Source organism: Pseudomonas sp. VI4.1 (assembly GCF_002029345.1).
Taxonomy (GTDB): Bacteria; Pseudomonadota; Gammaproteobacteria; order Pseudomonadales; family Pseudomonadaceae; genus Aquipseudomonas.
Genome location: NZ_MULM01000089.1, coordinates 1 through 22,134 on the forward strand (window position 1 = coordinate 1; position 22,134 = coordinate 22,134).

Genomic DNA, 22,134 nt, shown 5'->3' on the forward strand with positions numbered 1-22,134 from the left:
GCGAAGGCGGCCGTTGAGTACGCCTTCGCCAGCAAGCCGGCTCCTACAGAAAATGCGGTTTTCGGGGTTAGAACGTGGGGGTGTATTTCACGCTGAACATGACATTGCGCGGATCACCAAAGTTGTTGTTGCCATTGAGCTGGTCGTACCCCGCGGTGTAATAGCGCTTGTCGAACAGGTTGTTGGCGTTCAATGCCAGGCCGATCTCCGGGGTCAGTTGATAGCCGAGGCGGGCGTTCCATACGGTGTAGCCCGGCACCTCATACGTGCGTTCGTAACCCAGGGTGTGGCTTTGGGTGGTGAAACCCAGCCCGGTGCTGGCCCGGCTCCAGTCGCCGCTGAACTGATAGTCGCTCCAGACCCGCAGCATGTGTTTCGGCGTCCACTGGCTGAAGACCCGGCCTTCGTCGACCGGGTCTTCGAGGTATTTGGTGGTGTTGTAGGTGTAGCCGGCGAACAGTTGCAGGCCGCTGAGTACTTCGCCGCTGATTTCGGCCTCGATGCCCTGGCTGCGAACCTTGCCGGAGGCCGTCGAGCAGTACCAGCCGTCGCAGGCGAAACCCGAGGCGACGTCGTTGACCGCTCGATTCTCCTGGTCGTAACGGAACACCGCCAGGGACGTATTGACCCGGCCATCCAGCAGCTCGCCCTTGAGACCGATTTCGTAGTTGCTGCCGATCACCGGCTTGAGCACCGAGCCGCTCGTGGTGCGTGCAGTCTGGGGTTCGAACACGTCGGTGTAGCTGGCATAGACCGCCCATTCGCGGTTCAGGTCGTAGACGATGCCGGCGTAGGGCGTGACTTCCCCGGTTTCGTTGGTGGTGCTTGGCAAGTCGTCGATAGCGACGTCGCTGAACGCGACCTGGGTCGCCGATTTGTAACTGTAGTCGTACCAGCTGACCCGGGCGCCGAGCACCAGGGTCAGCGGCTCGATCGGCTTGACTCGCCAACTGCCGTACAGGCCTTTTTGCCGGATGTCGTATTTGCTCGGGGTCGCACGGCCACCGGGGGTATTGAGCAAGCCGTCGTAGCTGATTTCAGGCCGGTCATGATCGATGCCGAAGATCGTGTCGCTGCTGTTGTTGAAGGTCCGCGCAAAACGGTCGTCCGAGGTGTACTTGGAGTAGTTGCCGCCCAGCATGATCTCCTGCTCCATCGACAAGGCTTCGAAGCGTCCGACGAGGTTCATGTCCAGACCGATCTTGGTGGCGTCGAAGTCCGAGACGAAGTCGGCGTATTGCACGCCGCTGCCATCGGCATTGAGGCCGTCGCCGGAGGTTTGCAGCCGTTGGTTTTTCGCCTGGTTGTCTTCCGTCATGCGCACCGCGCCGACCTTGAAGGCCCAGTCGTCGTTGAAACGGTGTTCCAGATCGGTGTAGACCGTGGTGACATCGATCTGCGAATGGTTCCAGCGCGCACCGGTGTAGGTCGAACGCGGCACGTCGAGCGGGCTGCCGTCAGCGTAGCGGGGCAGGCCGCGGATCATCGGTCGCGACTCGCCGTCGGAGCGGCTGACGGCCACGCCCAGGGTGGTGTCTTCGCGCAGATCGAAGTCCAGCGCGCCGTACAACGAGTGGGTCTTGCTCCATTCATAGTCGATGAAGGATTGGCTCTGGTCTTCGTCGGCGACGAAGCGGCCACGCACGGTGCCGGTCTGGTTCAGCGGTCCGCCGGCGTCCAGTTGCAGGCCATAATGGTCCCAGGAGCCGGCCTTGCCGGTGAGCGTCACGGTGGGTGCGTTCTGGCCGCGCTTGCGCACCAGGTTGATCGCACCGCCGGGGCTGCCGGTGCCCTGGAGCAAGCCGGACGCACCGCGCAGCACTTCCATGCGATCAAAGAAGATCAAGTCCTGGGTGGCCCAGTTGCCCAGCGCGTAGGTGTTGCGCGGGATCGGCACGCCGTCGTACTGCCAGTCATCGATCTGGAAGCCACGCGAGGTCAGGATCATGCCTTTGCCCACACCCTGGACGCCGACCAGTCCAGTGGTCTGGTTGGCGGCGTCCTTGAGGTCGGTCAGGCCCTGGTCGTCCATCTGCTTGCGGGTCATCACGGTGACCGACTGCGCAATTTCCTTGAGCGTGTGGGTGCCCTTGCCGATGGTCACCGCCCGTGCGGCGTAGGAGCCCGAGCCTTCGGTGGTGGCATCGACACTGCGTTCGACGATGTTGGTGGCACGCCAGTTGCAGCGCGGCGTTGCTGTCCGTGGCCGGTTCGACGCTGAAGTTGCCTTGCTCGGTGACGCGCAACTGCAGGCCGCTGCCCGACAGTGCCCTTTGCATCGCCTCGGCGGCGGGCATCTGGCCGATCACTGCCGGCGCCTGTTTCCCCTGAACCAGCGAAGGCTCCAGTGAAACGATATGCCCGCTTTGGCTGGCGATTGCATTCAGCGTGCTGGCGAGGGGGCCGGCCGGCAGGTTGAAGGACAGGTCCTGGGCCAGGGCAGGGCTTGCCAGGGTTGCCAGGGCAACGGCGATGCAAAGGGGGTGGGGCCACGGGTTGAACACAGCATTCTCCTGATGGTGTGGAAGTGTCAGGAGATAGGTGGGACGAGAAATGAAAACCGGACACGAATGAGAGTGATTTTCAAAATAAATTTTTCTGCACGACTATTTCGCCCAAATCAGCGTCAACCAGGGGCTGTAGCGATCGACCCGTATCGGCAGGGTTTCAGCCAGCGCGGTGAAGGTTCGGTCGGGGTCGTCGAGCGGGAATACACCCTGGACGCGCAAGTGCCGAACCTCGGGCGAGACGCGCACAAATCCGCGGCTGTACGGGCGCAGCGCCTCGACAACCTGCTCCAGAGGTTCGTCCAGCACATTCAGCCGTCCGCTGAGCCAATCGGCGCGATGGCGCTGGTCGCCGACAACGGGGGTAATGTGGCGGGCGTTAATCAGGGCTGACTGACCTTCTTGCAGGTCCAGCGTCGTGCCGTCGATCAACCGGGCCTGGACTGAATGCTGCAGCACGACCACACGACTGGCGTCCTGCTCCTGAGACACCAGGAAACGCGTGCCCAGTGCGCGTATTTCACCCTGGGCGGTGCGCACCCGCAGTGGGCGCCGGGGATCGGCCGCCACCTGAATCATCAGTTCGCCGTGACGCAGAATCACCAGCCGTTGCTGCTCGTCGAATTGCAAGTCCACCGCGCTGTCGGCATTCAGGCTCAGGCGGCTGCCGTCGGTCAGCGTGAAATCCTGACGCTGGCCGCGCCCGGTGTGCAGGTCCGCCAGCAGCGAGTCACCCAGCGGGCTGCGCGCGCCCAGCCACAAACCGCCGCCGAGCAGGCCCAGGCCGGCGATCACACGCAACGCATCACGTCGCGAACCGTGGGGCTGCAACAGCAGTTGGCGCGCTTCGCCGGCCTGCCCGGGCACGCGTCGATCCAGGGCGCGCACCGTGTTGAAGGACCCACCGAGTCGCTCCTGCAATTTTGCCCAGGCCTGGGCATGCGCGGGATCCATCGCCAACCAGGCGTTGAACCGCGCCTGCAACGCGGCGTCCGGCTTGCCGGCGCGCAGGCTCACCATCCAGTCAATGGCTTGCTCGCTGACGGGGTCCAGCTGTGGTCTGCTCATGGCGCCATCTCGCTGAGATAGCACTGGCGCAGTGCCTGTTTCATGTAACGGCTGACCGTGCGTTCCGACAACCCGAGCTTTTGCGCAATGGCCACATAACTCAGCCCGTCCAGTTGGCTGTAGAGAAAGGTCGCCTTGACCACCAGCGGCAAGCCATCGATGGCCCGGTCGATGGCGACCAGCGCCTCGATCAGCTGCAACTGTTCTTCGGGGGAGGGTGCCAGCGCCTCCGGCACCGTGGACAGGCGTTCCAGGTAGGCCAACTCCAGCTTGCGCCGCCGATGCCGATCGAAGATCAACCGGCGGGCGATGGTCGACAGGTAGGCGCGAGGTTGTTCGATGCTGTCGGGGTCGACGCGGGCTGTCAGCATCTGGCAAAACGTATCGGCGGCAGTGTCCTCGGCGTCCGCGTGGTTGCGCAGGCGACGCTGGATATGCTGCAGCAGCCAGCGATGATGGTCGCTGAAAAAGAAGCCCAGCTTGCTGGTCGGAGGAGATTGCACCGGTGGCTTTCCAGATGTGAGTGTGAATCGTTCTCAATCTTACCTGTGCGAGGATCATCACTGCAATCGCCGGGTTTGCCAACGCCCCGGCGGGTGGTTCGTCTGAAAAGCACAAAAAGCCGCGGCCGCGATCATGGCGCATGCGACATCTACGAATATTGAGCTAATGTCTAGTTGTTCCCCTCGCCAGTCGCGGCCCAATCAGCTCGTCCCTGACGTCGCTGGCGAGGTGGACGCCTACTGAATACTCCGCTAGTTACCATCCGCCACCTTGCGTTCTATCTCGGCAATTTTTTTCCTGAGCTCCTCGGCGTCCTGCTCCTTGGTTCGAGTGGAACAGGGCGTAATGCTTTCATCCACCCCTTTGGTGTCGCTGTCCCTGTCCTCAATATCTCGTTCCACCACATTGACCGGCTTGCCGGATGCATCAGTGGGCGGGGCGTTCGACGTGGCTGGGGATTGGATGTCGTTGTCGCGGTCGTCGTTGTTCATCGCGCTTACCTCGGTTGGCCTACACATTGGATGCAGCACCCGGGGCCGAGTTCGAGAATTTTTGCTGCCGCCTTTACACCTCTTGTCGGCCTTCATGAACCTATGTCGCAGGCGATAGCTCCATTCCCAAAATAACCTCACAAAATCACTCTGGAAGTCCACGGCCATGAACTCATTCAGAAACCTGCTGACGCAGGCCGAGGAGCGGCGACTTTGTGCATTGGATGGCTGGCACCGGGCGCTGGAAAACATCGCGCTGCGCATGGAATCGCCCGATGCCTACCATGAAGAGCTGTTACGACAGTCGGACGAGATGGATCGTCAGGGCATGGTCAGTTGGGAAGAGTGGCGCGACCTGCGAATCGAGGCGGATCAGGCGTATCTGCGCGCGGTCGCGGGCGAGGACTATCACTGAGGGGCGCAGGGATGAACCGACACCTGAAGTTTGGCATCGAAGAGGAATACTTCATCACCGACCTGAATTCCCGGTGCATGTCCGGCAAGCCCCCCGGCGCGGCGATCGACGCGTGCAAGGCGGTGCTGGGCGAGTGTTTTGCCCTTGAGATGTTCCAGGGGCAGATCGAAGTCGCTTCCCCGATCTTCACCAGCCTGGCGCAAGCCACACAGTACCTGGGTTCTGCTCGCCAAGAGTTGCGGCTCGCACTTGCGTCCTATGGTCTGGGATTGCTCACGGCCGGCAGTCACCCTTTGGCGGACTGGCGTACGCAACAGGCCACGGAGCAGATGCACTTTCTCAAACTGTTCGAAGACTACCAGCACGTCGCCTGGCGTAGCCTGCTATCCGGTCTGCATGTGCATGTTGAGGTGCCGGGCCATCTGGATCGCATTTGCGTGATGAACGAGGTCTTGCCGTGGATGCCGTTGTTGCTGGCGCTGAGCAGCTCCTCGCCCTTTTGGAACGGTGCCGACAGCGGCTTCATGAGCTATCGCCAGACGGCCTGTGATGAGTGGCCGAGGATGGGCGTTCCCGAGTACTTCGAAGATCAAGCTGCCTATGACGCCTACGTCGCCTTGCTGATCCGCACCGGCGCCATCCGCCAGGCCAGCGAATGCTGGTGGGGGGTACGACCGGCGACCCGGTTTCCGACCCTGGAGCTGCGGATGACGGATGCGTGCCCGCGCCTGGAGGATGCCCTGTGCATCGCCTCTCTGTTTCGATTACTGGTCGCCTGGGCCATCGATCAACGCCGCCCCGGATCAACCTGGTCACAGCAATCGCGATGGATCCTCCAGGAAAATCGCTGGCGGGCGAAACGATTTGGCATTCACGCGTCCTTCATCGTCGAGGGTTACGACCGGCCTTTCTCTGCCGAGCAGTGGTTGTTCATGGCCGAGCAGATCTTTGGCGACGCCGCGCAGGCCATGGGTGTGGAGGAGGTGTTTCCCCAGGCGCGCCGGATTCTGCGGGACGGTACCAGTGCCGAGCGACAGCGCAGCCTCTACCGACAAGTCGTGGGGAGCACCGGGGATGTGCAAGCCGCGCTGTCGGCGGTGGTGGATCAGTTGCTGATGGAGACGGAGGAGCAACCCTGCATCAATCGAGCAGTGTGTGAGTCATGAACCGAACTCACCGCTAAACCAGATACCGCCGAAACCATCCCAGCGTCCGGTCCCAGGCCAACCGCGCCGCCGCGTCGTCGTACCGGGGCGTGGAGTCGTTATGGAAACCGTGGTTGGCGCCCGGATAAATGTAGGCTTCGTAGGTCTTGCCCGCGGCTTTCAACGCCTTCTCATAGGCCGGCCAGCCTTCGTTGATCCGGGCATCCAGTTCGCCATAGTGCAGCATCAAGGGCGCCTTGATCCGGGGGACGTCCCTGGCCTCTGCCTGGCGGCCATAAAAGGACACGCCAGCCCCCAGTTCCGGATAAGCCACGGCCGCGGCATTGACTACGCCACCGCCGTAACAGAATCCGGTGATGCCGACTTTGCCAGTAGTTGCGTCGTGCTTCATCAGCCACTCGATGGCGGCGAAAAAATCGTTCATGAGCTTTTCAGGGTCGACGGTCGCCTGCAGCTCCCGGCCTTTGTCATCGTTGCCCGGATAGCCGCCGACCGAGGTCAGGCCATCGGGGGCCAGGGCGATGAAACCGGCCTTGGCCACGCGCCGCGCGACATCCTCGATGTACGGGTTGAGCCCACGGTTTTCATGCACGACCACCACCCCTGGCACCTTGCCGCCGGCCTTCGCCGGGCGCACCAGATAACCACGGACCTGCCCGTTGCCCTTGGGCGAGGGGTAGGTGACGTACTCGGCGATGATGTCCGGGTCGGTAAACTCGACCTGCTCGGCAAGCGCATAGTTCGGGCTCAGCGTGGCGAGGAGCGCGCTGGCCGTCAAACCGCCCAGGGTGAACAACGCCGCACGATCGAGAAACTCGCGCCGGTTGATCTTGCCGTGGGCGTAGTGGTCGTACAGTTCGAGCAGTTCCGGGGCGAAGTCTTTCGCAGTGAGACGGGTCATCTGTGCGCTTCCTTTGGGGCGGGTCGAATGTCTGTTGGCTCGACGATGTGAGCGATGATTATCGAGCGTAGCCGATGGTGTAGGAGCGGGCTTGTCGGATCGCCGCACCGCAGCGAAGACCGCCTCAAGTCTTGCACCGCCCATGAAGACGCCTTCGCCGGTTCGCTCCTGCATGTTCAGCGCCTTTATGGCAGATATTAGGTTTGGTCCTTGTCTTTTGTCTTTTACCTTCCTCGATTCAGCAAAGGCAGTTAGTTAACTGGATGTTTAGTTATTTGACTCGAAAGTGTTTGAGTTGTCTCGAAGATACAATATGAAACAAATAGTTGATGGAGTTTTAATGTATCGAAATTATAAAAAGGTCTTTTTCTTCCAAGGAGGGAAGTGAATTTACTTACATGATAAGGATTGTCTCTAATGACCCTGGCAGGAGATGCAGCACAAAGCAGAGCAAAACAGTGGTTAGCCCTAAGCGTGCTGATGCTACCCGTATTACTAGTGACAGTAGACAACACAGTGCTTGGATTCGCGCTGCCAAAGATCGCCGAAGCTCTACACCCCAGCGCTAGCCAGCAATTGTGGATGATCGATGCTTACTCGCTGGTCTTGGCGGGATTGCTGGTGTCGATGGGGAGTCTGGGGGATCGAATCGGCCATCGTAAGTTGCTGCTGGCTGGGTCTTTGGGTTTTGCCATAATGTCGGTGCTGACGGCGTATTCCGATACCGCCCTGCAACTGATTGCCGGGCGAGCATGCATGGGTATTTTCGGCGCGATGTTGATGCCGTCAACGCTGGCGTTGATACGTTCGGTGTTCGAAGATCGAGAAGAACGGCGACTGGCGGTCGCGATCTGGGCTACGACCTTGACCGTGGGATCGGCACTCGGTCCTTTGGTGGGTGGGGTGTTGTTGGAGTTTTTCAGTTGGGGGTCGATTTTCCTGTTGGCGGTACCCGTGTTGGTGCCGCTGCTGGTGTTGGGACCTCTGTTGTTGCCCGAATCCGATCGAGATACATCAGGGCCGCTGGATCCGATAAGTATTCTGCAGTCGACGGCAGCATTGGGCGCCATTGTTTATGGCATTAAACACAGCGCCAGCAATGGTATCGACTGGATGGCGTTGTCAGCATTTGCAGCAGGCGCCGTTGCTGGCTGGATGTTTGTGCATCGGCAGTTACGATTGCCTGTGCCGCTGATGGACCTGAGTCTGTTCCGCAACGGCACCTTCAGCGGTTCCGTGCTGATCAATTTGATGAGCCTGGCATTCCTCGTAGGCTTCGTATTTTTCACTACTCAGTTCCTGCAGATTGTTCTCCAGATGTCGCCCTTGAGTGCCAGTCTCGCGTTGATACCGGGTCAAGTCATGGCGATTGTGGTGGGGATGGCGGTGGTGCCTGTCGCGCAGCGAGTTCAAGTGCATGTGCTGGTACCGATTCTCATGGCGTTTGCTGGAGCGGCATTTTTGCTGGTCGCCAGCATGGGCAGCAACCTGACCGTTTTGGTCGTGGCGTTTGCCTTGCTGAACATCGGTGTGGGTGCGATCGCGACGGTGTCCAATGATGTGATTTTGTCAGCCGCACCACCGGCAAAGGCGGGCGCGGCGTCTGCCATTAGCGAAACGGCCTATGAAGTGGGCGTGGTGTTGGGTACGACAGTACTCGGTGGTCTCGTCACGGCCTACTATCGCGGTGCGTTGCAACTTCCGGGGTTTCTGAGCGATGTGCAGATGATGCTGGCAAGTGAGACGCTATCTGGCGCCCATCATGTGGCGGCAGACTTGTCGGCTGATCAAGGGAGAGAATTGATGGCGCAGGCCGCAAGGGCATTCGAGGGTGGGATCGGGCTGGTTTCGTGGGTGACGTTCGGCTTGGCGCTCATGGCCATTCTGATTGCTCGGCGTACGTTGCGCATACCAAATACAAAACTTTCCGAGGGGCAGTGATCGAAGGTCGGGTCGTTTACCACACGGCCTGACAATTGTAGAGGCTGGCTTGTCGGGCGCCGCACCGCAGCGAAGGCGGCCTCGAGTCTTGCAGCGCCAATGGAGACGCCTTCGCCGGCAAGCCGGCTCCTACAGGGTTTGGCGGTTTTCACAATCCACGCGGTGTGCAGTTGATGGTGTAGGAGCTGGCTTGCCAGCGGAAGACGGCTCCAAGCCTTGCAGTGGCCATGAAGACGCCTTCGCCGGCAAGCCGGCTCCTACAGGGGTTGGCGTTTTTCGCAGTTCAGCGGTGCGCAGGTGATCGTGTAGGAGCTGGCTTGCCAGCGAAGGCGGCCCCAAGCCTTGCAGTGGCCATGAAGACGCCTTCGCCGGCAAGCCGGCTCCTACACAGGTTCAGCGCTGTTTGAACCGCTGCCGGAATTTGTGCAGCAACGGTTCGGTGTAGCCATTGGGCTGCGCGCCACCTTCGAACACCAGCGCACACGCCGCCTGGAACGCCACCGACTGTTCGAAGTCAGGCGCCATCGGCGTGTACAGGGGATCGCCGGCATTCTGTTCGTCGACCACCCGTGCCATGCGCTGCAATATCTCGACAGTCTGGTCCCGGGTGATCACGCCGTGCAGCAGCCAGTTGGCCATGTGCTGGCTGGAAATGCGCAGGGTCGCGCGGTCTTCCATCAGCCCTACGTTGTGGATATCGGGAACCTTGGAGCAGCCGATGCCTTGTTCGACCCAACGCACCACGTACCCCAGCAAGCCTTGCGCGTTGTTTTCGACCTCCTGACGAATCTCGTCCGCCGACCAGGATGGCTCGGTCACTACCGGCACGCTGAGCAAGCCCTCCAGCAACGACTGGCTGACACCATTGAAATCGGTGTGTTCGAGCTTCTCCTGCACGCCGCGCACCTTGACCTGGTGGTAATGCAGCGCATGCAGGGTCGCGGCGGTTGGCGAAGGCACCCAGGCGGTGTTGGCGCCGGCCTTGCGGGTGGGCGACTTTCTGTTTCAGCATGTCGGCCATCCGGTCCGGCATGGCCCACATGCCTTTACCGATCTGCGCGCGGCCACGCAGGTTGCAGTCCAGGCCAACCAGCACGTTATTACGCTCGTAGGACTCGATCCACGGCGTGCTTTTCATGTCGCCCTTGCGCAGCATCGCGCCGGCTTGCATGGCGGTGTGCATCTCGTCGCCGGTGCGATCGAGGAAGCCGGTGTTGATGAAGGCGACGCGTGAGGACGCGGCGGCAATGCAGGCCTTGAGGTTGACACTGGTGCGGCGCTCTTCGTCCATGATGCCCATTTTCAGGGTGTGGCGTTCGAGCTGCAGCAGGTCTTCGATGCGGCTGAACAACTGCTCGGCGAAGGCCACTTCGGCTGGGCCGTGCATTTTCGGCTTGACGATGTAGACGCTGCCGGTGCGGGAGTTGCCGCGGCGTTGCAGGTCATGCAGGGCGATCAGGCTGGTGACGACTCCGTCGAGAATCCCTTCCGGAATTTCCAGCCCGCTTTGGTCGAGAATCGCCGGGCTGGTCATCAAGTGCCCGACGTTGCGGATGAACAGCAGTGAACGCCCGTGCAGCTTCAAGGCAGCGCCGTCGGCGGCGGTGTACTCGCGGTCCGGATTCAGCCGGCGGGTGATGGTCTTGCCGTTTTTCTGCAGGTCCTCTTGCAGGTCGCCCTTCATCAGGCCCAGCCAATTGCGGTAGACCTGCACCTTGTCGTCGGCGTCGACCGCGGCCACCGAGTCTTCGCAATCGATGATGGTCGAGAGCGCCGCCTCCAGCAGCAGGTCCTTGACCCCGGCGGTGTCGGCCTGACCGATGACGCTCTGCCGGTCGATCTGGATCTCCACGTGCAGGTCATTGTTTTTCAGCAGGATGGCCACCGGGTCGGCCGGCGGGCCCTGGAAGCCGATGTATTGCGCGGCGTCGGCCAGACCGGTCAGGCTGCCATCGTTCAAGGTGGCCTGCAGGGTGCCGTCTTCGATCTGGTAACGGGTCACCGCTGCATGGGAGCCGCTGCTCAAGGCAAAAGCCTGGTCGAGGAACGCCCGGGCAAACGCGATGACTTTCGACCCGCGAGCGGGATTGTAGGTACCGCCCGGCTCGGCGCCTCCGTCGTTCGAGATGACGTCGGTGCCATAGAGTGCGTCGTACAACGATCCCCAGCGCGCATTGGCGGCATTGAGTGCATAACGCGCGTTGACGGCCGGGACCACCAGTTGCGGTCCGGCCTGCAAGCTGATTTCCGTATCGACGTTGGCGGTGCTGACCTTGACCTCAGCCGGTGGCGTTTGCAGGTAACCGATGCCGCTGAGGAAATCGCGATAGGCCTGCATGTCGCTCACCGGTCCCGGGTGGGCGCGGTGCCAGGTATCCAGTTCGGCTTGCAGGCGATCCCGTTCGGCCAGCAGCGCGCGGTTTTGCGGCGCCAGTTCATGCACCAGCGCGGCGAATCCACCCCAGAATGCCTGCGGGTCCAGACCGGTGCCCGGCAGCACGTCCACCTCAACGAAACGTTGCAGGACGGGCGCGACCCTGAGGCCTTGGCAGTTGACGAAATCGGTCACTTTTTACATCTCCATCACACACTGTTTATCGAGCGCGAACAGCGCCCGGCTCAATTCAGTTCAGGCATTGCGCCCCGGCCTTGGCCACCTGCGCATCCTGCTCGGCCTTGACCCCGGACACCCCGACGGCACCGATGACCTGGCCGACGACGATGATCAGCACACCGCCTTCCAGGGAGGTCAGCAGGGGCGCTGACAGGAAGGCGTGGCGTCCACCGTTGACCATCTCTTCGTAGCCTTTGGACTCGCGCCGACCCAGGGCCGAAGTGCGGGCTTTTTCGGTGGCGATGTAGGCGCCGATCGGGGCGCAACCGTCGAGGCGTTCGAGGGCCAGCGGGTGACCGCCGTCGTCGACGATCGCGATGGTCACGGCCCACTGGTTGTTCTGGGCTTCGGTGCGGGCGGCAGCGAGGATCTGGCTGACTTCGGTCTGACTCAGTACGGCTTTGCTTTTCATATAATTCTCCAGGGTTGGGTTAAGGCAATGCGGCTTCGACCAGTTCGATCCAGTGCCTGACCGGGGTTCGGCCCGCACCGTCGAGGTGCGACTGACAGCCGATATTGGCGGTGACGATGACGTCGGGATGTCCGCTTTCCAGGGCATTGAGCTTGTTGTCGCGCAGTTGCCGGGACAGTTCGGGTTGGGTCACTGAATAGGTGCCCGCGGAGCCGCAGCACAGGTGGCCGTCGGGCACGGAGGTGAGGTTGAAGCCCAGGCGGGTCAGGATGGCCTCGACCGCGCCACCGAGTTTCTGTGCGTGCTGCAAGGTGCAGGGGCAATGAAACGCCAGGCGCTGGTCGCTGTGCACGCCAAGCTTTTCCAGCGGCTCGTCGCGCAGCACTTCGACCAGGTCCTTGGCCAGGGAGCTGACCTTTTTCGCCTTCTCGGCATAGGCCGGGTCGGCGCTGAGCAGGTGCCCGTAGTCCTTGATGAAGGCGCCGCAACCGCTGGCGGTGGTGCACAATGGCTTCGGCGCCGTTTTCAATGCTTGGCCACCAGGCGTCGATGTTGCGCCGGGCGCGATCGAGGCCGGCGGCCTGGGCGTCGAGGTGATAGTCCACGGCGCCGCAGCAGCCTGCCTCGCGGGTGGCCGTGACGCTGATCCCCAGCCGATCCAGCACGCGTGCCGTGGCGGCATTGGTATTGGGCGACAGGCTCGGCTGCACGCAGCCTTCGAGCATCAGTACCTGCCGGGGCGTGGCGGGTGACCGGGCGCGGCTTGGCCGGGGTAAACGCGGCGCGGCAGCTTGGCCTGCAAAGCAGTGGGCAGCAACGCGCGGAACACCTGGCCGCTGCTCACCAGCGCCTTGAACAGTCGCGGATTGGGCACGACGCCGCGCAAGCCTTCGCGCAACAGACGCTGGTCGATCGAACGCGGCACGGCGGCATCGACCACCGCGCGGCCGATGTCGAGCAAGTTGTGGTAGTCGACACCGGAAGGGCAGGTGGTTTCACAGTTACGGCAGGACAGGCAGCGATCCAGGTGCTGTTGGGTTTTCCGGGTGACTTCGTTGCCTTCCAGCACCTGTTTGATCAAATAGATACGACCGCGGGGGCCATCCAGTTCATCGCCGAGCAATTGATAGGTCGGGCAGGTGGCGTTGCAGAAACCGCAGTGCACACAGGTGCGCAGGATGCTTTCGGCTTCTTCGGCGCGGGGCAGTTGGCGAGCCTGTTCGCTCAAGGTGGTTTGCATGGGTCAAAGCTCCGCGTACAGGCGACCGGGGTTGAAGATGCCCCGGGGATCGAGTTGCCGCTTGAGGCTGCGGTGGTAACGCATCAGTGCCTCCGGCAGCGGCTGGAACGGGCTGTCGACCAGACCGTGGCTGTAGCAGGTCACATGCCCGCCGACCTCTTCGACGATCGAGCGGATGAACGAGGCCTCGGCGTCGGATTTGAGCCAGCGCTGTGCGCCGCCCCAATCGATCAGCTGCCGGCCGGGCAGGGACAGCCTAGGGGTGTTGTGCGGCACCGACAGACGCCAGAGTGGCTGGTCCTCGTCGAAGAAACTCAAGCGATGTTCGTTGAGATCCGCCCAATAAGAAGCATCCAGCACCTCGCCACCCAAGCGGTCATGGGCCGCCGTCACCGAACCTTCGCCACCCTCGAGCCGCAGGTGCAGGCGCTGGCCGTCGTGACAGGCAGCACTGATCGGCAGCGGTTGCTGGCCCCATTCCGCCAGGCGCAGCAGGGCGCGATTGCTGTCCATGTCGAGGCTGATGCTCAAGCATTGCCGCGGTTTGGGCAGGACCTTGAGCGAGACTTCGGTGATCACGCCCAGGGCGCCGTAGCTGCCGGCCATCAGGCGCGACAGGTCGTAGCCGGCGACGTTCTTCATCACTTCGCCACCGAATCGCAAATGCTTGCCGAGCCCGGTGATGACCCGGGTGCCGAGCACGAAGTCCCGTACCGAGCCTGACCAGGGACGGCGGGGGCCCGACAGCCCGCTGGCGATCATGCCCCCCACGGTGGCGTCGTCGCCGAAGGATGGCGGTTCGCAGGGCAGCATCTGCTGCGCCGCGTCCAGCACTTGCGCGAGTTCGGCCAATGGTGTGCCGCAGCGGACGGTGATCACCAGTTCGGTCGGGTCGTAGCTGACGATGCCCCGGTGCGTGCGCGTGTCGAGCACTTCGCCGGCGACGATGCGCCCCAGGAACGCCTTGCTGTTGGAACCCTGAATGCGCAACGGCGTGGCGTTTTGCAAAGCCTGGTTGACTTGTTCCAACAGGGTGCCGCTGTCATCCATATTGTGTTCGCCAAGCATCAGAAACGCTCCAGTTCAGGGAAGGGCATCTGCCCCATGTGAACGTGCATGGCGCCAAACTCGGCGCAACGGTGCAGCGTCGGTATGTTCTTGCCGGGGTTGAGCAAGCCACTGGGATCGAAGGCCGCCTTGACCGCGTGAAACAGGGTCAGCTCATCGCTGTTGAACTGCGCGCACATCTGATTGATTTTCTCCCGGCCCACACCGTGTTCTCCGGTAATGCTGCCACCGACCTTGACGCACAATTCGAGGATCTTGCCGCCCAGGGCTTCGGCGCGATCGAGTTCGCCGGGTTGGTTGGCATCGAACAGAATCAGCGGGTGCATGTTGCCGTCACCGGCATGGAACACGTTGGCCACCCGCAGTTCGTACTCGGCCGATAGTGCGGCAATGGCTTGCAGCACGCCGGGCAGTTCGCGACGCGGGATGGTGCCGTCCATGCAGTAATAATCCGGGGAGAGCCGGCCCACCGCCGGGAACGCATTCTTGCGCCCGGCCCAGAAGCGCACGCGCTCGGCCTCGTCTTTAGCCAGGCGCACTTCGGTGGCGCCGGCCTGTTCCAGTACTTGGCGCACGCGGTCGCAGTCGTCATGGACGTCGGCTTCGACGCCATCGAGTTCGCACAGCAGAATGGCTTCGGCATCCACCGGATAGCCGGCGTGGATGAAGTCTTCGGCGGCGCGTATGGCCAGGTTGTCCATCATTTCCAGGCCGCCGGGGATGATGCCGGCGGCAATGATGTCACCCACGGCGCGCCCGGCCTTTTCTACCGAGTCGAACGCCGCCAGCAGCACCTTGGCGGTCTGCGGTTTGGGCAGCAGCTTGACCGTGACTTCGGTGATCACCCCGAGCATGCCTTCGGAGCCGGTGAACAGTGCCAGCAGATCGAACCCCGGCGAGTCGAGGGCGTTCGACCCCAGGCTCAGGTGCTCGCCATCGACGGTGAGGATGTCGACCTTGAGCAGGTTGTGCACGGTCAGCCCGTACTTCAGGCAATGCACGCCACCGGCGTTTTCCGCGACGTTGCCGCCGATGGAGCAGGCGATCTGCGAGGAAGGGTCCGGCGCGTAGTACAGGCCGAACGGTGCCGCCGCCTGGGATATCGCCAGGTTGCGCACCCCCGGCTGGACCCGGGCGGTGCGGGCGGCGGGGTCGATGTGCAGGATGTTGTTGAAGCGCGCCATCACCAACAGCACGCCTTTTTCCAGGGGCAACGCACCGCCGGACAAACCGGTGCCGGCGCCGCGGGCGACCACCGGGACCTGCAGTTCGTGGCAGACACGCAGCACGCCTTGCACCTCGTCGAGGTGACGTGGCAGCACCACCAGCATCGGCGTGGTGCGATAGGCAGAGAGTCCGTCGCATTCGTACGGCTTGAGTTCTTCGCGCTGATGCAGGATTTCCAGATCCGGCAAGCGCGTTTGCAGCGCCTGGATCAGTGCGGCCCTGTCGACATCAGGCAAGACACCGTCGACGCGTTCATCGTAGAGGATGTTCATAGGCGGTTCACGGCACTCGGTTGTTTTTATTAGAGCCCTGTTTGCGGATAACGCTCACTTGCATCATTGGTCCGAGGCGGTCTACTGTCTATGCGTTGTTTGACTGGTCGAACCAGTTTTTTATTCTAAATTCCCCGTCATGTCTGAAAAACACTCTATAGAACATCAGCTTATAAGTGTGTCTGCGGGAGTCTGATTAAGTTTGTGCAGCTGGTCATACCAGTTGGAGAGTTAATGGAAAACCCAGGAACGAGTCGTAACCCGCAAGTCGCGGACGTGGTTTGTGAGCGCATCGAACGGCTGATCGTCGACGGGGTGCTCAAGACCGGGCAGCTGTTGCCGTCGGAGCGGCGCCTGACGGAAAAACTCGGCGTCTCGCGCACGGCACTGCGCGAAGGGCTGAAGCTGTTGCGCGCCCGCGGCATTATCCGGACCGAACAGGGCAAGGGCTCATTCGTCGCCGACCTTTCCGGTCACGGTGGGGTATCGCCGCTGATGCACCTGTTCAGCTCGCAGCCACGCACCCTTTATGATCTGTTCGAAGTGCGCAGCCTGCTCGAGGGCGAATCCGCGCGCCTGGCGGCCTTGCGCGGCACCGACGCCGACTTTGTCCTGATCACTCGTGCGTATGAGGCATTGATCGATGCTCATAACCATCCGCTGCAAGCGAGCGACCATGCCCGGCTCGATCATGCGTTTCACCTGGCCATCTGCGAGGCTTCGCACAACCCGGTGCTGGTGCAGACCTTGCGCTCGCTGACCGACTTGCTGCTCAACACGGTGTTTGCCTCGGTCAACAACCTCTACCACCGCGAACCGCAAAAGCGCCAGATCGACCGCCACCACGCGCGACTCTACAACGCTGTGACCGGGCGCATGCCGGAGCAGGCGCGCAAGGCGGCCATCGCGCACATCCAGAGCCTGTGCGACAACCTCAAGGAAATCGAAGGCGAGGAGCAACGGCTGGTCCGGGCCACGCTGCGGCTGGAGGGGTGGACCTGATGCAGCACCTGGATCACTTGTCCCTGCACCTGTTCATCCTGGTCTGCGACGAAGGCACCATCGCCCGCGCGTTTCTCGCCACGAATGCAGGGGTCGACGTATAGGAGCAAGCTTGCTCCGGGCGGCGTTCCGGCAATGGTCTGAAGGGCGATGCGTTTATTCAGGGTGATCGCGTTATCGTTGACGTCCATCGCGAGCAAGCTCGCTCCTACAGGGTTTTGTGTTGGGCATAATATTCGTGCACGGCAGCGATACCTGTGGGAGCGGGCTTGCTCGCGATGAGGGCAGTACAGTCAATATCGATGTTGACTGATACGCCGCCTTCGCTGGCAAGCCAGCTCCTACAGGGTTTTGCGTCGATCACTTTCCGCCGACGACCATACTGCTGAACGGCTCTACATACGCCTGCAACGTCACCAGGCCACCGACCAGGATGGCCAGGATGATCGAATGGAAGAACACGTAACGCAGGATTTCCCCTTCATGGCCGTACCAGCGCGTAGCGGTCGAGGCGACCACGATCGACTGCGCGTCGACCATCTTGCCCATGACCCCGCCGGAACTGTTGGCCGCCGCCATCAGCACCGGGCTGAGTCCCAGTTGCTCGGCGGTCACCCGCTGCAAGCCGCCGAACAGCACGTTGGAGGCCGTGTCCGAACCGGTCAGGGCCACGCCGAGCCAGCCGAGCAGGGTGCCGAACATCGGGTAGAAGATGCCCGTGGCGGCGAAAGCCAGGCCCATGGTGGCGTCCAGCCCCGAGTAACGGGTAAGAAAACCCAGGGCAAGCATCGCCACGATCGTGATCAGCGAATAACGCACCAGCCAGATCGTTCGCAGGTAATGGTGAATCAGTTGAGGAATGGAATACCCCATCAACAACCCGCCGAGGATGGCCGACAGCAGGATGCCGCTGCCGGTGGCGGTAAACCAGTTGAATTTGTAGATCGCTTCTTCGGTTTTGGGCACAGGCACCACCGGCGGCACCTTCTCGATCTGCTGGTGAATGGTGGTGAAGGTCAAGGTCGGGGCGAAGATCGGGTTGGCCTCGCGCATCGGCTTGCCTTGCGGGTCGAGTTTGGCCGAATTAGTGACCGGATCGATTGCCGCACGGGTATCGAACATGTTTTTGAAACTCTGGGTGCCCCAGGCGAAGACGAACACCGTGAGGACGATCCAGGGCATCCAGGCACGCATCACAGCCGAGCGGTTTTCGCTGTTGAAGGTAGCGGTGGCTGTGGGTTCGACGTCGTGCTCATCGTCAATCTTGGAATTGTCCACCCGTCCTGACAGCGCTGCGGAGGTATGGATGGTGGCCGGTTTCCAGACCTTGATGAAACCGGTCAGGCAGGCCATGGAAATCAGCGCGGCGATCACGTCCACCAGCATCGGTCCGTGGTAGTTGGACACCAGGAACTGCGGCACGGCAAAACTGACTCCGGCCACCAGGATCGCCGGCCAGATTTCCAGCATCTTGCGCCAGCCGGCAAACGCCCAGATCAGCCAGAACGGCACGATCACGGAGAAAAACGGCAACTGGCGACCGACCATCATCGACAGTTCCATTTCATCCAGCCCGGTCACCTTGGCCAGGGTGATGATCGGTGTGCCTAGGGCGCCGAACGCCACCGGCGCGGTGTTGGCGATCAACGCCAGGCCGGACGCCGCCAGCGGCGAGAACCCAAGCCCGATCAGGATGGCCCCGGTGACCGCCACCGGTGTGCCGAACCCCGCGGCCCCTTCGAAGAATGCGCCGAAGCAGAAGGCGATCAGCAGCAACTGCAGCCGTCGATCGTCGGTGATGCGTGCCAGCGAGTCCTGCAGCACCTTGAACGAGCCGTTCTCGGTCGTCAGCCGGTGCAGGAAAATGATGTTGAGCACGATCCAGCCGATCGGCAGCAAACCGTTGGCGGCACCGTACAGCGCGGCGGAACCGGCCATGTTCGCCGGCATGCCGAAGGCGAAGATTGCAATGATCAACGCCGAACCCAGCGCCATGAGTGCCGCCAGGTGCGCCTTGATGTGGAAAAACGCCAAGGCTGCCAGCATCACCACCACCGGCACTGCCGCCATGATGGTTGAAAACACCGGGCTATTGAACGGATCGTAGATTTGCTGCCAGACCATGTTCCACCTCTGCTTTTTATTGTTGGGAATGCAGACCCCGAAGGGGCGGTGGCTTGTAGTATAGGTGGCATTGCGCCGCTGTCCTGGCCACCCCGCGAACGGGCCGCACTGAGCTAACATGGCCAGTAGGTGAATGCGCAACCGCACGTCGACGGGAGGAATGCAGCAATGACTGAACGCCATATACAGCACAAGGAAACGCTTTCCAACGGATGCAAGATCGAGGTTAGGACCGAGATTCTGAAGGACGGATCCCTTGGGATGTTTATCGGTGTTTACCGACCTGACGGGACGGTCATCGACGAAAATCATGACCCGAAACCGCACATGCTGGATATGGAAGCCGCGATGGACTGGGGCATCGATATCGCCAAGGGCATCGGGAACAGCCAGAGAACCCTGTGACGTGCGCTTTGACTTCACTGGCATCTAACGCCGTGCTCTTTGGATCAACTGGCATCTAACGCCAGACTCCCTGTAGGAGCGAGCTTGCTCGCGATGGACGGTAACGAAAACGCGTTCTTTCTGAATCAGCGCGTCGCCCTTGAGACCATCGCGAGCAAGCTCGCTCCTACAGGGGCTGCTGCATCAGCGCCCGGCCTGTTTGTTCAACGCCGCTTCCGCCGCGGCGATTTGCGCCTGGCGCTTGACGATCATGTCGCCCACCGGCGGCCCCTGGAAGCGTCGCGCTTCGAAACCGAACCAGATAATGGCCGTCAGGACCAGGAACCCGATGGTGATGTACAGCGCCCAATCGTTCGGTGGCTGGATGCCGATGATGAAAATGATCACCATCGAGAGGATCGAGAGGATGGCGAAGAAGGAGTACCAGAAGCGCCCCATGTTCCATGGCCCCATGGTCGGCCACTTCGACGTGCCATAGGTGAACAGGCCGAGGATGATCGGAATGACGAAGGAGAAGAACAGGAAGATCACCGTGCAGGACACCACAATGGTATAGACCGGCGTTGCACCGATCGAGATCACCGACGAGCCCCAGACGAACAATACCGCCAGGGTCGCCCCGGTCCAGATCGCCGCCACCGGGCTGCGATAGGTCGGCGAGACCGTGGCCAGAGCTTGCGAGAAGGGCAGGCCACCGTCGCGGGAGAAGGCGAAAATCATTCGTGAAACCGAGGTCACGGTCGCCAGCCCGCACAGAAACTGCGAGATGAAAATCGCCAGGTACAGCGCCGTCTTGACGGTCGGGTTGACTTGAGTGTCCATCGCCCAGAAGAACACATTCCACCCCTTCGTCGCCGCTTCGTCCATGCTCGGCAGCATCAGCACGAACGAGCTGAGCATGAGCCAGCCAAACAGCAGCGACCAGACCACCGACATGACCATGCCGACCGGCACCGACATCGCCGCGTTGCGGGTTTCTTCGGAGGTATGCGCGGAGGCGTCATAGCCGGTGATGGTGTAGATCGGCAAGAGCAGGCCGAGCATGAAAATCCAGCCGTTCGAGACTTGTGGCCAGACGCTGCCGCCGGCCTCGCCGGAATAATTGCCAAAGGTCACCAGCCGGACGAATTCATAGCTGGGGGCCGCGATCAGGCACACGATGGTCAGTGCGATCGCCGTCGCGAAGATCAGATAGCCCGAGAAGTCGGTGAGCTTGGCGGTCAGGCCAATGCCGAAATGGTTACACAAGGCCTGGATGCCGGTGAGGATCGCCAGGAAGATCACCCGGGTCGTCGTTGTGTCTTCCATGCCCAGGGCCGGACCGAAAGCCCCGAAAAAGAAGTAGTAAGTCCCGACGTTGATCGCCCCGAGCACCGTGACCAGCCCCAGCAGGTTGAACCAGGCCGTCAGCCAGCCGGTGAAGCGGTTACCTAGAATCGAACCCCAGTGATACAGACCGCCCGCGGTCGGATAGGCCGAGGAAATCTGCGCCATGGCCATGGCAAAGACCCCGGAAATCAGGCAGCCGATCGGCCAGCCGATGCCGATCGACGCGCCGCCCGCGCCCGAGGTGCCCTGGGCCAGTGAGTTGATGCCGCCCGAGAGGATGCAGATGATCGAAAAGGAAATGGCAAAGTTGGAGAAAACGCCCATTCGTCGGCGACAAGCTGCTGGGCATAGCCCATGCTGTGCAGCACCTTGACGTCATCGTCTTGCGGCGCGCCGGTGCCGGGCTGGCTTGCTGGGTTCATTGGGTGTGCTCCTACAGACGGCCGTGAAAAGCTGCGTTAAAAATCTCGGCCGCACCGGCCCGGGTCAACGGCAACGGGTTGCCGCTGGCCGAGGGGTCGACAACCGCCATGTCCGCGATCAGGTCGGCCTGGCGATCGTCCACGCCCAGCTCGAACAGCGTGTGCGGCACGCCGATGTCCTTGCGCAGTTTGAGGACGAAGGCCAGGAAGCTGTCGAAACCCGGCGAAGGCAGGCGCAGCCAGGCCGCCAGGCGCGTGATGCGCTCTTCGATGGCCGGGCGATTGAATTTCAGGACATAGGGCATCAAGGTGGCGTTGGTCATGCCGTGATGGGTGTCGTACAGCGCGCCCACCGGATGGGCGAGGGCGTGCATGCCGCCCAGGCCTTTCTGGAAGGCGGTGGCGCCCATCGCCGCAGCGGCGAGCATCTGCCCGCGCGCCTCGAGGTCGGAGGGCATGTGCACGGCCCGCACCAGGGCATTGGCGATCAGGCGCATGCCTTCCACGGCGATGCCTTCGGCCATGGGATGAAAACCGGGGGCGCAGTAGGCCTCCAGGCAGTGCGAAAACGCGTCCATGCCGGTGCCGGCGGTGACTTTGGCCGGCATGCCGACGCTCAGGGTCGGGTCGCTGATGACCACTCGTGGCATCATTTTCGGGTGAAAGATGATGCGTTTGGTGTGGCTGCGCTCGTCGATGATCACCGCCGCACGGCCCACTTCCGAGCCGGTGCCCGCTGTCGTCGGCACCGCGATCACCGGGGCGATGCGGCTTTCGTCGGCCCGGGTCCAGTAGTCGCCGATGTCTTCGAAATCCCAGACCGGTCGCGTCTGGCCGCTCATGAAGGCGATGAGCTTGCCCATGTCCAGGCCGCTGCCACCGCCGAAGGCGACTACGCCATCGTGCTTGCCGGCGCGCCAGGCATCGAGCCCGCCCGCCAGGTTGGCTTCGACCGGATTGGGCTTGAGGTCGCAAAACAATGCCACGCCAAGACCGGCGGCGCGCAGGGCGTCCAGCGCGGCGGCG

Annotated in this window: 14 protein-coding genes and 4 pseudogenes; 5 read left to right on the forward strand and 13 right to left on the reverse strand. The window is 62.0% G+C overall.

The window, feature by feature from the left end; all coding sequences use genetic code 11:
• Window positions 1-67: 67 nt before the first annotated feature.
• From BZ163_RS03840 to BZ163_RS03855, 4 genes and pseudogenes are all read right to left on the reverse strand, one after another.
• A pseudogene (locus BZ163_RS03840) lies at window positions 68-2,504 on the reverse strand (TonB-dependent siderophore receptor).
• A gap of 102 nt (window positions 2,505-2,606) precedes the next feature.
• Window positions 2,607-3,575, reverse strand: a complete 969-nt coding sequence (locus tag BZ163_RS03845; protein ID WP_128869839.1) for a FecR domain-containing protein — start codon at window positions 3,573-3,575, stop codon at window positions 2,607-2,609.
• Window positions 3,572-4,078 (reverse strand): sigma-70 family RNA polymerase sigma factor, encoded by a 507-nt coding sequence (locus tag BZ163_RS03850; protein ID WP_128869840.1) that lies wholly within the window; start codon window positions 4,076-4,078, stop codon window positions 3,572-3,574. The genes BZ163_RS03845 and BZ163_RS03850 overlap by 4 nt, the downstream gene beginning before the upstream one ends.
• A gap of 252 nt (window positions 4,079-4,330) precedes the next feature.
• Window positions 4,331-4,570, reverse strand: a complete 240-nt coding sequence (locus BZ163_RS03855; RefSeq protein WP_128869841.1) for a hypothetical protein — start codon at window positions 4,568-4,570, stop codon at window positions 4,331-4,333.
• Window positions 4,571-4,736: 166 nt separating this feature from the next.
• On the opposite strand from BZ163_RS03855, the gene BZ163_RS03860 reads away from it, so the two are divergent.
• On the forward strand, window positions 4,737-4,985 hold the full coding sequence (locus BZ163_RS03860) for a hypothetical protein (protein WP_128869842.1): 249 nt from the start codon (window positions 4,737-4,739) through the stop codon (window positions 4,983-4,985).
• A gap of 11 nt (window positions 4,986-4,996) precedes the next feature.
• Window positions 4,997-6,151, forward strand: coding sequence for a carboxylate-amine ligase (locus BZ163_RS03865; protein WP_128869843.1), 1,155 nt, complete (start codon window positions 4,997-4,999; stop codon window positions 6,149-6,151).
• A 13-nt stretch (window positions 6,152-6,164) separates the two neighbouring features.
• Here the strand turns inward: BZ163_RS03865 and yghX are convergent, their stop codons facing one another.
• Window positions 6,165-7,052, reverse strand: coding sequence for a YghX family hydrolase (yghX, locus tag BZ163_RS03870; protein WP_128869844.1), 888 nt, complete (start codon window positions 7,050-7,052; stop codon window positions 6,165-6,167).
• A 417-nt stretch (window positions 7,053-7,469) separates the two neighbouring features.
• Here yghX and BZ163_RS03875 point away from each other — a divergent pair, with 417 nt between their 5' ends.
• Window positions 7,470-8,993 (forward strand): MFS transporter, encoded by a 1,524-nt coding sequence (locus BZ163_RS03875; protein ID WP_128869845.1) that lies wholly within the window; start codon window positions 7,470-7,472, stop codon window positions 8,991-8,993.
• A 393-nt stretch (window positions 8,994-9,386) separates the two neighbouring features.
• Here BZ163_RS03875 and BZ163_RS03880 read toward each other — a convergent pair.
• The 5 genes and pseudogenes from BZ163_RS03880 to glcD all read right to left on the reverse strand — a co-directional run bounded on the left by BZ163_RS03880 (window position 9,387) and on the right by glcD (window position 15,826).
• Window positions 9,387-11,562, reverse strand: a pseudogene (locus tag BZ163_RS03880) (malate synthase G).
• 55 nt (window positions 11,563-11,617) lie between these two features.
• Window positions 11,618-12,019 (reverse strand): heme-binding protein, encoded by a 402-nt coding sequence (locus tag BZ163_RS03885; protein WP_128869846.1) that lies wholly within the window; start codon window positions 12,017-12,019, stop codon window positions 11,618-11,620.
• Window positions 12,020-12,038: 19 nt separating this feature from the next.
• Window positions 12,039-13,259: pseudogene (gene glcF, locus BZ163_RS03890) on the reverse strand (glycolate oxidase subunit GlcF).
• A 3-nt stretch (window positions 13,260-13,262) separates the two neighbouring features.
• Window positions 13,263-14,327 carry a glycolate oxidase subunit GlcE gene (glcE, locus tag BZ163_RS03895; protein WP_128869847.1) on the reverse strand — a complete coding sequence of 355 codons (1,065 nt, stop codon included), beginning with the start codon at window positions 14,325-14,327 and terminating at the stop codon, window positions 13,263-13,265.
• Window positions 14,327-15,826 carry a glycolate oxidase subunit GlcD gene (gene glcD, locus BZ163_RS03900; RefSeq protein WP_128869848.1) on the reverse strand — a complete coding sequence of 500 codons (1,500 nt, stop codon included), beginning with the start codon at window positions 15,824-15,826 and terminating at the stop codon, window positions 14,327-14,329. The genes glcE and glcD overlap by 1 nt, the downstream gene beginning before the upstream one ends.
• Window positions 15,827-16,060: 234 nt before the next feature.
• Between glcD and glcC the strand changes: the two genes are divergently transcribed.
• The gene (glcC, locus tag BZ163_RS03905; protein WP_128869849.1) at window positions 16,061-16,828 is read left to right on the forward strand and encodes a transcriptional regulator GlcC; all 768 of its coding nucleotides are present in this window, start codon (window positions 16,061-16,063) and stop codon (window positions 16,826-16,828) included.
• Between the two features lie 360 nt (window positions 16,829-17,188).
• Here glcC and BZ163_RS03915 read toward each other — a convergent pair whose 3' ends face one another.
• Complete coding sequence (locus BZ163_RS03915; RefSeq protein ID WP_128869850.1) at window positions 17,189-18,952, reverse strand: L-lactate permease; 1,764 nt, start codon at window positions 18,950-18,952, stop codon at window positions 17,189-17,191.
• Between the two features lie 168 nt (window positions 18,953-19,120).
• On the opposite strand from BZ163_RS03915, the gene BZ163_RS03920 reads away from it, so the two are divergent.
• Window positions 19,121-19,357, forward strand: coding sequence for a hypothetical protein (locus BZ163_RS03920; protein WP_128869851.1), 237 nt, complete (start codon window positions 19,121-19,123; stop codon window positions 19,355-19,357).
• A gap of 183 nt (window positions 19,358-19,540) precedes the next feature.
• Here the strand turns inward: BZ163_RS03920 and BZ163_RS03925 are convergent.
• Together BZ163_RS03925 and BZ163_RS03930 are read right to left on the reverse strand one after the other, a co-directional pair.
• A pseudogene (locus BZ163_RS03925) lies at window positions 19,541-21,108 on the reverse strand (amino acid permease).
• An 11-nt stretch (window positions 21,109-21,119) separates the two neighbouring features.
• A partial coding sequence (locus tag BZ163_RS03930) for an iron-containing alcohol dehydrogenase (protein ID WP_143511006.1) occupies window positions 21,120-22,134 on the reverse strand: 1,015 nt, incomplete at its 5' end.